The following is a 15,780-nucleotide window of genomic DNA, read 5'->3' on the forward strand; positions in this document are numbered from 1 at the left end:
GTACAAAACAGCGCGATGCTCCTGCACCGGCCTTCGGCGACTTGAAACCGCAATACCATCATAATCGGTTAATAAGACTCACTGAACAAGCAAAACCGTCCGGTAAGATATTTACCAGGCGGTTTATTTTTTGAATGCAGTGGAATAAGTCTTTACTTCTAATTAGACATATATTAAATTAGGTGTATATTAAATTATATTTTTTAACGACATATTGGCAGAGGTGATAGCTAATGCAGCTGGACAAAATCGTTGCTTACCATAAAGCGCTGGCCGATCCAACCCGGATCAAAATATTGATCCTGCTGGCTGAGGGCGAGCTGAACGGGCAGGTGCTAGCCGAGAAGTTATTCGTTACGCCGGCCACGATCACGCATCATGCGGCCAAGCTTCGCGCCGCGAGTCTGATCCATGAACGCCGCGAGAAGAATACGATCTATTTCTCACTGAACCACTATTTTATCAACGCTTATGGAACCGCGACGGCCAACATCATTTATAAGAATGCTACTCGGCTGCCCGAAGGAGAGGATCATCCGATGGAAGATCGAAATCAAAAGCTTAAGCAATCTGTGCTATCCAATTTCTTCACGTCAGCGGGAAGATTGCAGCATATTCCGGCTCAACTGAAGAAGAAGTTAATCGTGCTGGAGCATATGATCAGCGGCTTAGAGCAAGGACGTAGCTATACTGAGAAAGAAATCAATGAATTTATCAAGCAATATCATGATGACTTTGCAACGATCCGGCGGGAGTTCATCATGCATCAATTCATGAGTCGCGAGAACGGAATATACACCATGAACCCTCCAGAGATGTGGATGAAATGGGAGACGTTGAATTAAACGAGACCTCCACTTTCTATTCCCAGTTATCCGTGCAGATGCTGTATAGCAAAAAAACAACCACAATCCCTTAATCAGGGACTATGGTTGTTTCTTACTTTAACGGCAAGTATTATTTACGTTCAATAATAATCCAGCCATCTGCATCCTTCGTTACTGTTGCGCCCAGTGATTCAGCAATAAAGCGAAGCGGTACATAGGTAGTACCATCGCTATGAACGAATACAGGCTGTGGCAGTGTAACAGCCTGGCCGCCGATTGTTGCCTTGTCGGAGCCAACCGTTAGCATAATTTCCCGACCGTTAAGATCATCGATGATAACGATTTGTTTGGAACCCTTGTTCCACTTCACTTCTGCATCCAGTTGTTCAGACAAATAGCGTAGCGGTGCAAAGGATACATTTTTCTTGGAAATGATGCCGTCGTACTCATCCTCGGGATCAAGCCAAATCAGTTTCTCTGTGATCTTCAAATCATTCTTGAGTGTCTTATACGCCAAAGAGTCTGCTTCGAAATTACGCAGCATCTGTCCTGGAGTAAAGTCTCCCTCTGTAATATCAAGCACGCCTGCACTTGTATCGATCTTGTCGATCGATACTTCAGCGCCGATGTTCCAGACCTCGCTCTCCGTATGAAGCTTGATGGCCGAGAACGGAACATACTCATCAGCAGGAAGTGCGATGGCAAGATCAAGGTTTTGTTTGCGAATATTTTGTTTACCATCGAAGTATAGATCCAAGTTCAATGTGGAATTTTTGCCGAGTACCGTCGTCAGCTCTGGAGTTTCCTTCAGGGCTTCCTCCAGACTGGCATCATAATTGTTCAGGAACTCATTCAGGCTCTCAATCAATTCACCATGGATCGCCCCAACAGTGGCTCCCTTAGAGCCAACCGGAAGATCCGTTCCTACATCATAACCCTCTTCTTCCATCGAAGTGAAGACCGGATAAAAAGTATCGTAGAAAGCGTTAATCAGTTCCTTCAGACCTGCCTCATCTTTCACTACTTCTGTCAAGAATGGCTTAACCATCGCCAACAGCTCTTCACCATTCACTTCAACGTGAAGATTCGTCAAAGCCAATGATTCTCCATTCACTTTGTCTTGAACCTGCTTCACGGTCAGCTTCGTCGGATTTGGAGCATGGTTGATAGCAAATTGGACTACCTTCTGGGAGAAGCCTTGAATCTTCTCTTCATATTGACTCATATCCGGGTATCCCAGCTCGCTGTCATCCAGCGATATGTAGAGCGGTTGCTTGGCTCCTTCCAATTGAATCGCCATTCCATGTTTGTCCATGGACAATTGATAAGGCAATTCCTTGCCTTGGAATCCAACAGACCCTTTTATCGATGCAGTAGTTTTATCTTGAACTTTACCGCTGTCAATTGTGAGATACAAAGAGTTAATCAGATCAATCATTTTCTGATCTTCAGCAGATATGCCGGCCGCAGGCACGAGTTCGATCGAGATCTTCTGCTTCGACTCGCTGGACAACGGGTTCATGCTGTTCGCGAGCGCTTTGTTGATATCAAGCCCTCCTACAGCCTGACAGCCAGTCAACATCACCAACAGCAACGCCATTGGGATCGCTAACCATTTCATTCTTTTGATCATTATCGATGAGTCCCCTTCCCTAGTTAATATATTCCATTATGTTTCAACGGCCTTTACTTGTAAATAGATTTTCGAATTTTACGTGTCCATATGATAGATTCCATAGATTATCACATTCCCTCCTAATATAAATATGCTATAATGACTGCGTATCAACTCTAAAAATTGAAGAAGTTCATGCAGCATCTGCATGAGAGAGGTTCGCGAACTCCCTCTATAAAAAACTAATGGCGCCCTGCCTTTTATTTCGCATGGGCTTGTTTTTTGTAATAGAGGTTGTTCAAAAAGTTCTGACTTTTTGGACAAACGCTAATACAGTTCAAGAACTCTCTTTCTTCCGATTACAAATTCAAGAAGAATGAGAGGTTTTTTTTATGCTTAAAAATGAAAAAGCCGTTGTCGTCTTCAGCGGCGGCCAAGACAGCACCACTTGCCTATTCTGGGCACTACAGCAATTCCGCGAAGTGGAGGCCGTCACCTTCGACTATGGCCAGCGCCATAAGCTGGAGATCGAATGTGCCAAAGAAATCGCCGCCGAGCTGGGCGTGAAGCTGACCATCCTTGATATGAGTCTGCTAGGTCAAATTACGCAGAACTCGCTCACGAACAGTGACATGCCGATCGTTCAAGAGGAAGGCGAGCTGCCAAGCACATTTGTCGAAGGACGTAACCATCTATTCCTGAGCTTTGCGGCTGTATTCGCCAAGGGCCGTTCCGCCCGGCATCTCGTAACTGGCGTATGTGAGACGGATTTCAGCGGATACCCCGATTGTCGGGATGCCTTCGTGAAGTCGCTCAATGTCACACTTAACCTGGCTATGGACTACAATTTCGTCATCCATACCCCGCTGATGTGGATCGATAAGGCCGAGACATGGAAGCTGGCCGATGAGCTGGGAGCTTTTGATTTTGTCAGAGAACGTACATTAACTTGTTACAACGGAATCATCGGTGACGGCTGTAGGGAGTGCCCTGCCTGCAAGCTAAGAAGAGCCGGGCTGGAGAAATACCTAGAAATGCGCCAAGGGGTAATGTCCTTATGACCCGGTCCCCTGGAGAATTTCGCATTGTAGACCGCCTGCAAAAATATGGACGGGATATACAGCATGAACAGCTTAGATACCACCAACGCCGCGTGCTAGTGAGTAAAGAATTCACCTTTGATGCTGCTCATCATCTACATGCCTATGAGGGCAAATGCAAGAACCTGCATGGACATACCTATAAAGTAGTCTTTGGCATCAGCGGCATACCAAATGATATCGGCATTACTGTAGACTTCGGAGCAATCAAGACGATCTGGAAAGAAGAAATCGAGGGCTCCCTGGATCACCGATATTTAAATGAGACGCTGCCGTTAATGAATACCACGGCAGAGAATATGGTCGTCTGGTTGTTTGAACGGATGGAGAATGCTCTGCAATCCGATGCCTACTGTTCTTCCATTCTTGGAAGACGTACGGAATTCGTCCGTCTGTACGAGACAGGAACGAGCTATGCTGAAGCCAGACGGGAGTGGATGTATTGATGAGCACGGTAAAGAAGTCCCTGATTCCTGTTCTGGAGATCTTTGGACCAACCGTTCAAGGTGAGGGCATGGTCATCGGTCAAAAGACGATGTTCGTGCGCACCGCCGGCTGTGACTACCATTGCAGTTGGTGCGACTCAGCCTTCACTTGGGACGGAAGCGGCAAGGAATCGATTCGGCTAATGACTGCGACGGAGATCTGGGAAGAGCTGCGGCAGATTGGGCAAGATCGATTCTCTCATGTCACACTTTCTGGAGGCAACCCGGTTCTACTTCCACAGCTGCAGTCTCTGATTGAATTGCTTCATCAACAGGGTATTACGCCAGCTATAGAAACCCAAGGCTCGCGCTGGCAAGATTGGCTGGCCGAGGTCGAACAAGTCACCCTCTCCCCAAAGCCGCCAAGCTCCGGAATGAATACGGACTGGTCGAAGCTGGACGAGATCGTGAATAAACTTCGCCATCGCCCTGCCTCCTATAGTATGAGTCTGAAGGTTGTCGTATTCGATGATCTTGATCTGAATTATGCCACAGAGGTGCATCAGCGTTATTCTGATATACAAATGTATGTACAAGTCGGCAATCCCGACGTACACCGCATGGATACCCGGAACCATGCCAGTAATTTGCTGCAGCGCTATGAGCATCTGATCGATCAGGTCATGAGCTCGTCAGAGCTCAATGACGTCAGGGTACTGCCGCAGTTGCATGCCTTAGTATGGGGCAACAAACGCGGAGTCTAAGACGAACGTCCAATACGAGTAGTTTTTATGCCTTATCACATGACTCATATTTAAGGAGGATGTCTCTATGTCAGGAAGACAGCAGGAAGAAATGCAGGATGTTACCCTACTGGGTAATCAAGCCGTTAACTACCCCATGACCTATACACCAGAAATTTTGGAGAGCTTCGATAACAAGCATCCGTACCGCGATTATTTTGTAAAATTCAACTGTCCGGAATTCACGAGCCTCTGCCCTATTACTGGGCAGCCTGATTTCGCGACGATCTATATCAGCTACATTCCCGACCTGAAAATGGTTGAGAGCAAATCGCTCAAGTTATACCTGTTCAGCTTCCGTAACCATGGCGATTTTCATGAGGATTGCGTCAACATCATTATGAATGATCTGATTAAGCTGATGGAGCCCAAATACATTGAGGTATGGGGGAAATTTACTCCACGTGGCGGCATTTCCATCGACCCATACTGCAACTACGGTCGCCCAGGGACGAAATATGAAGCGATGGCTGATCACCGACTGATGAACCATGATATGTATCCGGAGAAAGTCGATAACCGGTAATCGACAGTAACCCACCTTGTACTAAAGTACGAGGTTTCTCACCTTCAAAGAGGCTCTTGAAGCCTCTTTTTTTGTTACAATAAGAATTATATAACCCAGATACAGGAGGTCCATCTATGTTACCGCAAATTTATATTGCCAGAAAAATACCCGTCGAGGTAGAAAATTATATTGCTGAGCACTTCCGCTATAAAAAATGGGATCGCTTAGAACCTATTCCACGCGAGTACTTATTTGAGCAGTTGGCAGATTGTGAAGGATTATTAACCTCTGGAACGCGGATCGATCAAGAACTGCTAGACCACTCTCCAAAGTTAAAAGTAGTCAGTAATATTAGCGTCGGCTATAACAATTTTGATCTGGAAGTGATGCGGGAACGGAAGATCCTTGGAACGAACACGCCTAAAGTGCTTGATGATACGGTTGCTGACTTAATCCTCTCCCTGATGCTGTCTGTAGCACGCCGTGTCCCTGAACTAGACCGCTATGTTAGAGCGGGGCACTGGTCAAGCAAGGACGATGAGAATATATTTGGTGTGGATGTTCATCACAAAACATTAGGTATCATCGGCATGGGCAATATAGGGCAAGCGGTAGCCCAGCGGGGCAAATGGGGATTTGGTATGAACATTCTATATCATAACCGTCATTCTAAGCCTGACGTTGAACAAGCCTTAGACGCAGCATATCGTTCCAAAGAAGAACTACTGCGCGAGTCCGATTTTATCGTACTGATGACTCCGTTAACTCCAGAGACTAGACACTATATCGGTGAACGCGAATTCGCCATGATGAAGCCTTCCGCTGTATTTATCAATGCCTCCCGTGGAGCTACAGTGGATGAAGCGGCCTTGATCAATGCCCTTCGCATGAAGCAAATCTTCGGTGCTGGTCTAGACGTATTCGAGCAGGAGCCTGTCGATCCGAAGAACCCGCTGCTAACTATGGACAATGTTGTGGTCCTGCCGCATATCGGTTCAGCGACTTCGCAAACAAGGCTTGAGATGGGGATGCTTGCAGCGCGGAATTTAGTGGATGCCCTCTATGGCAGAAAGCCGTCCCAGTTAGTTAAAGAGCTGCAAGATCTATACGAATCATAAGCGTCTCTAACGATACTCGTAAAATAAAAGCCCGCCTCTTCTGCGCCCCTGTCAATTCAGCTACTAGAGCATTGATCAGGGGCAGCAGCCAGGCGGGCTACTCTTCATTTTATTTACACACGCTGTTCCGAAACTTCAGCAGCTTTCACCGCTCTCGGTTTAATCCGATCCTTCGGCATAAGGATGATTACAATAACGGACAATGCAGTAGGAATCAAGGCCCACAGGAAGGTATGGGCGATCGAAGAAGACAATGCTCCAGTTATTTTTTCCAAAATAGGCGCTGGAATCAAAGCTCTTTTCTCAGGACTTAACATATCCCTCGTATCTCCAAAGCTCTGTCCGGATTGCCCCATTCCTTCAAATGCCTCAGCCATATTATTCGCCAGCAGATTACGCTGAACGATCCCGAAGATCGTAATACCGAGCGTCATACCAAGCGATCTCAGGAATGAGTTCGTTGAGGTAGCTGCCCCGCGCTGGCGGGCATCAAAGTGATGTACCGCAGCCATCCCAAGTACAGAGAACGAGAAGCCTACCCCGAACCCGGTCAAAATACTGTACAAGGTCAACAGAGTACGGGATGAATCGCCAGTTAACGTACTCAGGGCAAATATCCCCCCTAAGAAGAACACCACAGAGATCATCATTACACTGCGGTAGGACATTTTCGAGGTTAAGATTCCACCCATCATACTGCCAAATACAGAGCCCAGCATCATCGGCATCAGAATGATTCCTGAATTCGTCGCCGTTCCGCCGTATACCCCTTGCACATAGATTGGAATATATACCGTTGCAATAATAAATACACTACCATAGAACAGAGCAAGCAAGCTGCTTGTAGCATACAATGGAATTTTGAACATGGAGAACGAAATGACTGGCTCCTTAGCCCGTACCTCCACTAGCAGGAAGGCAACGAACAATACCGCGAATCCAACAAACAGGCTGATAATGACAACGGAATTCCAGGCATATTTCTCTCCACCCAGTTCAAGAGCAAACATCAGGCAGATGACAGCGCCGACCAGCGTAAAAGCTCCGCCCCAGTCAATCCGTTGTTTCTCATGCGTCAGCGATTCATGATAGAACACAATAATCAAGCCGAGAGCGATAATACCGATAGGTACATTAATATAGAAAACCCAGTTCCAGCCTAGATGATCTGTAATGAATGCACCGAGCAGCGGACCAAATATACTCGAAGTACCGAATACAGCCCCCATTAGGCCTGTCATTTTACCACGCTTCTCAATCGGAAAGATATCGTAAATAATCGTAAAAGCAATCGGCATCAGCGCACCGCCGCCAATCCCCTGAATCGCCCGGAAAATACTAAGTTGAACGATACTCGTTGCAATTCCACATAGCACTGAACCGAGAATAAACGTCACGATACCAAAGATAAAAAACCGTTTCCGTCCGTACATATCGGACAGCTTGCCGAAGATCGGCGTCCCTGCCATAACTGCTACCATATATGCGGAGGTGACCCATACGAACTGATCCATCCCGCCTAGCTCGGAGACGATCGTTCCCATCGCCGTTGTTACGATCGTATTGTCCATGGCTGACATTAGTATGCCGAGCAGCAAGCCGAACAATATGAACTTGGTCTTGTCCTTTCTCTCAGCGATCACTTTGCAACCTCCCAATAACTTAAATTTGAATAACAATCTCATTGTATGTAGGAATGCAACAAATGTAAATAACTCTCAAACATTTTTTGTCAATCCTTATAACCAAAATCATGATCCATTAGAACTATATCGGACTCTCCACCACACCTCCACTCATCTCCTAAAATGTGCAATAACATTGTAATATTTGCTAATTATGTTAAGATGAAATTAGGAGGGATCAGCTATGGAAAACTGGATTATCTGGACGATTGTCGGTAGTTGTCTTGGTGCTTATTTTATTTTCATGGTTGTCATTCAATACCAATACATTGGCGAACTTCGCAAGAAGAAGCATAAAAGCAGTGAAGAGCAAAGTGCTTATTATGAGAAAATGTCCTTCGAGGAGGAGCAGCTGCATTTTAGTATGCAGAGTTTCTGGCCTACCGCAGCAGTTGCCGCGCTCATCCACAGAATTGTACGGGTGTTCAGGAAGGACGGAACACCTGCTTAATAATTAGATATTTAATAAAGATGCTTGGGATACTATCCTGGGCATCTTCTTTTTTTGCTGCAAGAGCCCGCCATTCATCGAACTATCGTCAACGACTCAATTAGCCTATAATAATATTGAATAGTTATCTGAGAAAGGAAGTATTACAACTATGAATGTTAAATGGTCCGGACTTGAACAAAATATGAAGCAATCCGGGATTGATACCATGCTTATTACTGATCCCAAACATGTATATTACTTAACGGGCTTTCTGAGCGACCCCCATGAGAGATTCCTGGGAGCCGTGTTACAGACTGGCCATGAGCCTTTCATGCTCGTCCCCGCCCTCGATGAAGAAGCCGCCCGGGCGGCGTCGGATATTACCGACATTATCACGCATCAAGATACCGATAATCCTTATCAAATATTAGCGGCAAAGGTACAAGGTAAGATCGGTACATTGGGTCTCGAGAAAGAAAACCTGTCCATGGCGCGCTATGAAGCGTTGCTAGAAGCCCTCTCCTTCTCGGCAAGCTTCGATGTAGGTCCTTGGCTTCGGGAGCTGCGGATGCATAAATCTCCTGAGGAAGTCGGCAAGCTGCGCCACGCCATTTCCCTGATCGAGCAAGTATTGCAGGCGGCGCTCAAGCAGGTGAAGGAAGGCGTGTCCGAGAATGAATTGGTAGCTGAGGTTGAATACCAGATTCGCAAGCTGGGAGCAGACGGTCCTTCCTTCGATTCGATGGTATTATTCGGTGAGAATGCCGCACTGCCACACGGAGTTCCAGGCAAAAGACAGCTGCGTCGTGGCGATCTGGTCATGTTCGATATCGGGGTCTACGCAGACGGCTACGCATCGGATATTACTCGTACCTTCGCCTATGGAAATATCACGGACGAACAGACCCGGATCTACAATACTGTACTTGCCGCTAATGAAGTGGCAATTGCCCAGATTCGTCCTGGCGTCACTTTCGCCTCGATCGATAAAGCTGCCCGAGATTTAATTACCGAGGCTGGTTACGGGGAGTATTTCCTGCATCGCCTTGGTCATGGGCTCGGCATCGATGTTCATGAATTCCCATCCGTTCATGGATTGAATGAACTTACGCTCTCAGCTGGCAATGTATTTACCGTCGAGCCAGGTATCTATGTTCCCGGTATCGCCGGCGTCCGGATTGAAGACGATGTGCTTGTTACCGAATCCGGCGTTGATGTGCTGACTCAATTTCCGAAGCAGCTCACTTTTATTGACTAATCTACAAAAGCAAGAACTGTGCTCTATCAACAACAAAACCTCCAAGACGCGCGCGAATGCGGCCCTGGAGGTTTTTGATTTATTTCACTTGATCGAGTTCCGGCTCACCGTCTGGATGGAAGTTACGCGCAATGTACAGAAAAGGCGTACCCACCGCAGTTAGTGCAAATTTTATAATATACGTAGTGAACAGGATTTCGAGCCATACGTCGAAGCTGTATTTACCAATGAAGGCAATCGAACAGAAGATCATCGTATCGACAAAGGAACTGATCATCGTACTTCCGTTGTTTCGAATCCAGAGCTGATTGCGCAAAGGATAGAAACGGCGAATCCAAGAATACAGGCGGACATCGAGAAACTGACTGATGAAATAAGCGGTCAAACTACCCAGCGCCAATCTTGGCATTAACCCGAAGATCGTCTTAAGCGAATCTTGCGCCAGATCACCTGGCTGCGGCTGGAACACAAGAACCATCTGCATAAGAATCGTTGTCATAATCAGCGTGAAGAACCCGAACCATACCGCCTTTTTGGCCTCTTGACGCCCATACTTCTCATTCAGCAAATCACTCGTCAAATATAGGCTTACATACATCGTATTGCCAAGTGTCATCACAATGCCGAACATATCAATCGTCTTAACGACTTGAATATTGGCGATGACCGTGGCAACCCCGATCCAGGCATATAATCCCTTCTTGCCGAACCAGCGATAACAGATCAGGAAGAAGGTGAGATTTATGAGCATATATATAAGGCCCCAGAAAAAGTTAAACATAACACGCCTCCTAGTTTTGGTTACGCGGGATGGTTACGAACCGCGGCTGATTTTCAAATCAGCATTTTCTACGATAACATAGCTTTTCGCAAGTTGCCACCCTATTATTTCTTCCATTATAGAGGTTGTGCAAAAAGTTCGTTTTTAATCAATAGAATTGACCAAGAAATGGTCAAAATTCACTTTCTCGAAACAATGAAATCGCTATCATCAAAAAAATAAATAATATCATTGTTTAAACGTTTCATTTTGTCTTACAATACTTTTATATGTCTTTTTTTCCAATTGAACTACATAAACAGGAATAAAGAACTAGATTAATAGAAACTCAGGGGGATATAATGCGAAAATTCAAACATTCCATTGGTCGCAAATTTATGCTGACTTTTGCGGTCATCACGATCCTGTCATCCATTTTATTCAGTACAAGCTTCTACCTTATTGCTATGAGCATTATTGACGACAATGTACTGCCTCAATTCGATGAGGTTCTGCATACAAGCTCCAGGGACATATACAAAGGACTTGATAATTCACAAGCCCTCCAGCTTATTAAAGGAAATGAAAATTCGCGCTTTGCTGTAGAGTCCTATCTCAGCAAGAAGGTTGAGGAATTCCATCTGCATACCGCCTATATTCTTGATGTCAAAGAAGATAAGGCAATCGTGATTGGAATTAATCAAGATTCGATCATGAAGGTTGGGGACGAGCTTGATATCCAGGAAGCGATGAAGATGAAAGATCCTGGCAAACTGAGCGTTAGCGACCTGTACAGTGATCAATATGGCGTGCACAAAACTGCATATATCCGCCTGTCTGGAAGCACAGCTGTTCTAGCTGTAGGTATGGACGCGAACTTTATCAAGCAGAAGGAAGATCAGATTTTATGGACCGGAATCGTAATCGCTGCCATTGTCATTGTCCTAGCTCTGATCGCAGCTTATGTGAACAGCAGACGGATCATCAAGCCGATTAAGAAATTGGCTACAGTAACTAGGCAAATGGCACAAGGAGATTTAACTCAACAGATTACCATTACGGGACATGATGAGATTGCTGAGCTCTCGGCCAGCTTCCAAACGATGATTACCGAGCTAAAAGAAATGATTACCAAGGTTCAAAATAGCTCCCATGGCGTGATCCAAGGCTCCGATCAGATTTATCAGTCTGTGAACACCTTCCAGCAGTTGATCGAGCATTCCGGCAACTCGATGCAGAAAATTGAGAAAGGCAGCACCGTAATCGCCGGAGCGGCCGCAGAGAATGCCCGAGCAATGGAAGAGATCTCACTAGGGATCCAGCATATCGCCGGTTCCTCCGCTGAAGTGACAGAACGCATTGGTGAAGCTTCAGATGAGGCTGACAACGGGAATGAGCTGGCCAAGTCGGCGACCCGTCAGATGCAACTTGTTGAGCAGGCCGCAGCAGCATTGCTCACGCATATTTCAACTTTGAACGAACGTGCTTCATCCATCATTCAGGTCGTAGACCTGATCACAAGTATTACGAAACAGGTTCATATTTTGGCTCTGAATGCGGCAATTGAAGCAGCACGGGCTGGAGAGCATGGCAAAGGCTTCTCCGTCGTCGCCGAAGAAATTCGCCTGCTTGCTGAACAGACGAAGGATGCCACAACGAAGATCAGCGAAAACTTGTTAAGCATTCAGGAAGAGACTGTAAGCTCAATGCAGACGATGCAGCGTGCCACTAATGAGATTGGTTCTGGTACGGAGCAAGTGAATCAGGCAGAGCAGGCGTTCAGCCATTTGACCGAGCTGATCTCGGAGATTAACTCCAGCGTTCAATCCGTCTCAGCGGCAACCGAGGAAATCTCGGCCAGCACGGAAGAAGTAACTGCCTCTGTTGAAGAATCGGCCAATATTACCGGAAAATCTCTTCTCAGCATCGAAGAAATCTCCAACAACACCAGCCGGCAAATCGAAGAAATGAAGAACCATGTCGGAGCCATTGAACAGCTCCATCATCATGCTCTTTCCTTGAGAGAGGCTATAAATAAATTCAAAGTTTAAGAGGGATAGATCATAAGAAGAACCGCCGGAAATGGGATTCCGGCGGTTCTTCCGTGTTAAAAGAATCAATTCTTCTTATAATTCATTCACCGAGACGACCTCGGCCAATTTCTTCTCGGGTCTCTTCCAATACGACTCATTGCCAGGAAGATCATCAAACCAGGCTGCATCTTCTGGACATTCAAGCATCATGAACTTCCCATACTCATCATCACGGGACTGATGATACTTCAAATACGCCATTCCGTTCTCGATCGCTAATATTTCGATTTTACCGGATGTATGGCTCATTGATAAGCGAACGCGCTTGCCTAAGCCGGAAGTACGGGCCTTAGCCCCTTCCACCAGTTCATATGCCCGCTGCAGCGGAATAACAAAATCGGAATTGCCGGCGACCGGACGGTTGATGAAGAAATAATAAGGTGTTACACCTGCCCAGGACAATTTGTCGAGCAGTTCCCCAAGCACCTTCTCGTCATCATTGATCCCCTTCAGGATCGGCGTCTGATTCACGACAATGGCTCCAGCCTTATGTAGTGCCTCGAAGCATTTGCGCGCTTCCGCCGTAATCTCCCGCGGATGATTAATATGCGCCATCACATAAATGCGCTTCTCCGCTGAGGAAAATTCAGAGATCAACTGCAATAGATCAGGATCCTCATAGATCCGCATCGGATTAAAGACAGGGATTTTCGAGCCAAGTCGGATGATCTTCACATGATCGATCGACCGCAGCCGTTCGAGGATAGTGCGCAGCTTGGTAGTTGCGAGAATCAGACTATCCCCGCCCGTCAATAACACATTGTTGATCTCAGAATGTCTGGAGATATATTCAATCCCCGGTGTTACATCGGCCATCGCTTCCTTCACATCATTGCGGAACAACCGCTTACGGAAGCAGTAGCGGCAATAAGCACCACATACCTCAGAGACGATCAGAAGCGCCGTTGTCCGATACTTATGCTGACAGCCAGGTACGACATAATTCGTATCCTCGTCAGAAGCATCCCAGCGCCCATATTCCCGCAATTCCCCGGTATTCGGAATAACCAGCTTACGAATCGGGTCATTAGGATCGTCCCAGTCAATCAGATTCAAATAATAATCATTCGCCCGGAACACGAATTTGTCAGTAATCGGACGAAGTTGATCCCGTTCCATTTGAGACAACTGCGTCACCCTATCGATATTTGTAATGTACTTCGGGCTTGCCATACACCATCTCCTCCTTTATCTCTACAACACGCCGATTCGTAAAGAAGAAGCACGGAAACCAAAGATGACAGTGCAGCGCAAGGCATCACATGCCGAGTAATAACGGGTCATTATAAAAAGATCCATAAACACAAAAAGACCCGTAGCAGGGTCATTGCAGAGCAGTATAAATGATGACCCATCCACTGCTGACGAGGTTAGCTGACGGACTCGGGAAAGATGGTTCCCTACGTGTACTATGCACAACGATTCGCCCCAAAAAATGGTTCCCCCGCTTTTCGACTTTACCATTCGAAAATTAAGCGTATATTCATCGTATTACAAATGTAAGCGTATGTCAAAACTGAGGATTCTTTGGAAGGTCTGCAATCTCATATATTTGATCCATATCCAGATGCCCTCTTACATGATCGGCAAGTCGGTCAAACGCAATCTCTCGCCTTACGGCGGCGGAGAATGTCGTAGCCAGAGGCTCCAGCCCCTTGGCTTGTCTAATTCCATCCAACCAAGCCCTGCGATAGCTATCACTATTGAATAGACCGTGCAAATACGTACCGAACACTCGCCCATCAATACGACAGACTCCCTCCATTCGTTCCTCTCCATCAACGCTTTGAACTAGGAATAAGGAAGTTGCCTCTTTCTCCCTACTAGCAGTGCTTCTTGTCACATCGTTTGAGTTCACTACGGTATCTGAGTTAGATGACTCTAACACACAACCAGCTTGGCTTGAGTATACCGTCTCCCCGGAATGAATTTCGTAGCCACCAACGGGGATAATAGGCTCCGTCGAATAAAGGTGGAGGGGGGCATCAGGTAGAACATGTCCTGCGGTGCGGATTGTCTTTTTTCCAGGAAGAAACGTCGTCCTCAGCGGCAGCCAGCCAAGTCCACGGGATTGATTCACTTTGCCAGATTCAACGGCCTCTGGATCAAGGAGTACATCGCCAAGCATCTGATATCCGCCACAAATACCGACCAGTTGCGAATGAGTGCTGCTCTCCATATACTGCTCAATCGCTCCGTCCAGCCCCTGTTCTCGCAGAAATGCCAAGTCGCTAATCGTATCCTTGGAGCCTGGCAGGATGATTACATCCGGCTCTCCTAGCTCCGCTGCTCGCTGGACATAACGCACAGACACGTCCGGCTCTGCATCCAGCATGTCGAAGTCAGTAAAATTGGAAATACGGGGATAACGAATAACGGCAATATCAATATCACGGCCCTGCTTAGGCATCGAAGCGTAGGAGTCGAGAATAACTGAATCCTCGGCCTCGATCTCCATATCCGGCAGGAAGGGCAGCACGCCGAGCACGGGAATGCCTGTCCGCTGTTCCAACCAATCCAGCCCTGGCCGAAGCAGCTCCAGATCGCCTCTGAATTTATTGATGATGAAGCCCTTCACCCTGGCCCTCTCTTCGGGCTCCAGCAATTCGAGCGTCCCGACCAGAAACGCAAACACCCCGCCGCGATCGATATCGCCCACCAAAATGACCGGAGCTTCCGCCCACCCAGCCAGATTCATATTGACGATATCGCGCTGCTTCAAATTGATCTCCGCCGGACTTCCCGCACCTTCCAGTACAACGAGGTCATATTCATCCCTCAGTCGGTTCAGTGCCTCCATCACGATCGGTTGGGCCACAGGCAGGAACTCCTCACGATATTTCATCGCGCTCAGATGCTGATAAGGCTTGCCGTGAACGACGATCTGCGAGTGCATATCTCCTGTCGGCTTAATCAGGACGGGATTCATATCCGTCGACGCCTCGATTCCACAGGCCTCAGCCTGCACTCCCTGGGCGCGCCCAATCTCCCGACCATCGGCGGTGACATAAGAATTAAGCGCCATATTCTGTGATTTATAGGGAGCTGTTCTGATTCCGTCTTGAACGAAAATTCGGCATAAGGCAGTCACGATGACACTCTTGCCGACATCAGAAGCCGTACCCTGCAGCATCAGCACAGCGCCTCGATTGCTG

Annotated in this window: 14 protein-coding genes and 2 riboswitches; of the genes, 9 read left to right on the forward strand and 5 right to left on the reverse strand. The window is 46.9% G+C overall.

Translation table 11 applies throughout. The annotated features are described in order from the left end of the window. Window positions 1–233 precede the first annotated feature (233 nt). A complete protein-coding gene (locus EI981_RS21405) occupies window positions 234–845 on the forward strand; it encodes a DUF2087 domain-containing protein (RefSeq protein WP_127001693.1) in 612 nt (203 codons plus the stop codon). Between the two features lie 112 nt (window positions 846–957). On the opposite strand, the gene EI981_RS21410 is transcribed toward EI981_RS21405, so the two are convergent. Further along, the gene (locus EI981_RS21410; protein ID WP_127001695.1) at window positions 958–2,460 is read right to left on the reverse strand and encodes a copper amine oxidase N-terminal domain-containing protein; all 1,503 of its coding nucleotides are present in this window, start codon (window positions 2,458–2,460) and stop codon (window positions 958–960) included. Window positions 2,461–2,650: 190 nt separating this feature from the next. After that, window positions 2,651–2,694: riboswitch (PreQ1 riboswitch) on the forward strand. A gap of 140 nt (window positions 2,695–2,834) precedes the next feature. Here EI981_RS21410 and queC point away from each other — a divergent pair. The 5 genes from queC to EI981_RS21435 all read left to right on the forward strand — a co-directional run bounded on the left by queC (window position 2,835) and on the right by EI981_RS21435 (window position 6,396). Further along, on the forward strand, window positions 2,835–3,503 hold the full coding sequence (gene queC, locus EI981_RS21415; RefSeq protein WP_127001697.1) for a 7-cyano-7-deazaguanine synthase QueC: 669 nt from the start codon (window positions 2,835–2,837) through the stop codon (window positions 3,501–3,503). After that, window positions 3,500–3,988 carry a 6-carboxytetrahydropterin synthase QueD gene (queD, locus tag EI981_RS21420; protein ID WP_127001699.1) on the forward strand — a complete coding sequence of 163 codons (489 nt, stop codon included), beginning with the start codon at window positions 3,500–3,502 and terminating at the stop codon, window positions 3,986–3,988. Before queC ends, queD begins: the two co-directional genes overlap by 4 nt. Beyond that, window positions 3,988–4,731, forward strand: coding sequence for a 7-carboxy-7-deazaguanine synthase QueE (gene queE, locus EI981_RS21425; protein ID WP_127001701.1), 744 nt, complete (start codon window positions 3,988–3,990; stop codon window positions 4,729–4,731). Before queD ends, queE begins: the two co-directional genes overlap by 1 nt. Before the next feature lie 67 nt (window positions 4,732–4,798). Next, a complete protein-coding gene (gene queF, locus EI981_RS21430; RefSeq protein WP_127001703.1) occupies window positions 4,799–5,296 on the forward strand; it encodes a preQ(1) synthase in 498 nt (165 codons plus the stop codon). Between the two features lie 116 nt (window positions 5,297–5,412). Continuing rightward, window positions 5,413–6,396, forward strand: a complete 984-nt coding sequence (locus EI981_RS21435; RefSeq protein WP_127001705.1) for a 2-hydroxyacid dehydrogenase — start codon at window positions 5,413–5,415, stop codon at window positions 6,394–6,396. Window positions 6,397–6,509: 113 nt separating this feature from the next. On the opposite strand, the gene EI981_RS21440 is transcribed toward EI981_RS21435, so the two are convergent. Continuing rightward, window positions 6,510–8,036: an MDR family MFS transporter gene (locus EI981_RS21440; RefSeq protein ID WP_227011931.1), complete on the reverse strand. Its 1,527-nt coding sequence runs from the start codon at window positions 8,034–8,036 to the stop codon at window positions 6,510–6,512. 229 nt (window positions 8,037–8,265) lie between these two features. Between EI981_RS21440 and EI981_RS21445 the strand changes: the two genes are divergently transcribed. Both EI981_RS21445 and EI981_RS21450 read left to right on the forward strand, forming a co-directional pair. Next, a complete protein-coding gene (locus EI981_RS21445; protein WP_127001709.1) occupies window positions 8,266–8,532 on the forward strand; it encodes a DUF3949 domain-containing protein in 267 nt (88 codons plus the stop codon). A 151-nt stretch (window positions 8,533–8,683) separates the two neighbouring features. Next, complete coding sequence (locus EI981_RS21450) at window positions 8,684–9,772, forward strand: M24 family metallopeptidase (protein WP_127001711.1); 1,089 nt, start codon at window positions 8,684–8,686, stop codon at window positions 9,770–9,772. A 79-nt stretch (window positions 9,773–9,851) separates the two neighbouring features. On the opposite strand, the gene EI981_RS21455 is transcribed toward EI981_RS21450, so the two are convergent. Further along, window positions 9,852–10,553: a queuosine precursor transporter gene (locus EI981_RS21455; RefSeq protein ID WP_127001713.1), complete on the reverse strand. Its 702-nt coding sequence runs from the start codon at window positions 10,551–10,553 to the stop codon at window positions 9,852–9,854. A 341-nt stretch (window positions 10,554–10,894) separates the two neighbouring features. Between EI981_RS21455 and EI981_RS21460 the strand changes: the two genes are divergently transcribed. Beyond that, window positions 10,895–12,583, forward strand: a complete 1,689-nt coding sequence (locus EI981_RS21460; RefSeq protein ID WP_127001715.1) for a methyl-accepting chemotaxis protein — start codon at window positions 10,895–10,897, stop codon at window positions 12,581–12,583. A gap of 75 nt (window positions 12,584–12,658) precedes the next feature. On the opposite strand, the gene EI981_RS21465 is transcribed toward EI981_RS21460, so the two are convergent. Beyond that, window positions 12,659–13,798: a KamA family radical SAM protein gene (locus EI981_RS21465; protein WP_127001717.1), complete on the reverse strand. Its 1,140-nt coding sequence runs from the start codon at window positions 13,796–13,798 to the stop codon at window positions 12,659–12,661. A 171-nt stretch (window positions 13,799–13,969) separates the two neighbouring features. Continuing rightward, a riboswitch (cyclic di-AMP (ydaO/yuaA leader) is annotated at window positions 13,970–14,113 on the reverse strand. 22 nt (window positions 14,114–14,135) lie between these two features. Further along, a complete protein-coding gene (locus tag EI981_RS21470; protein WP_127004867.1) occupies window positions 14,136–15,758 on the reverse strand; it encodes a cobyric acid synthase in 1,623 nt (540 codons plus the stop codon). Window positions 15,759–15,780 lie beyond the last annotated feature (22 nt).

The organism is Paenibacillus lutimineralis (genome assembly GCF_003991425.1).
GTDB lineage: Bacteria > Bacillota > Bacilli > Paenibacillales > Paenibacillaceae > Fontibacillus > Fontibacillus lutimineralis.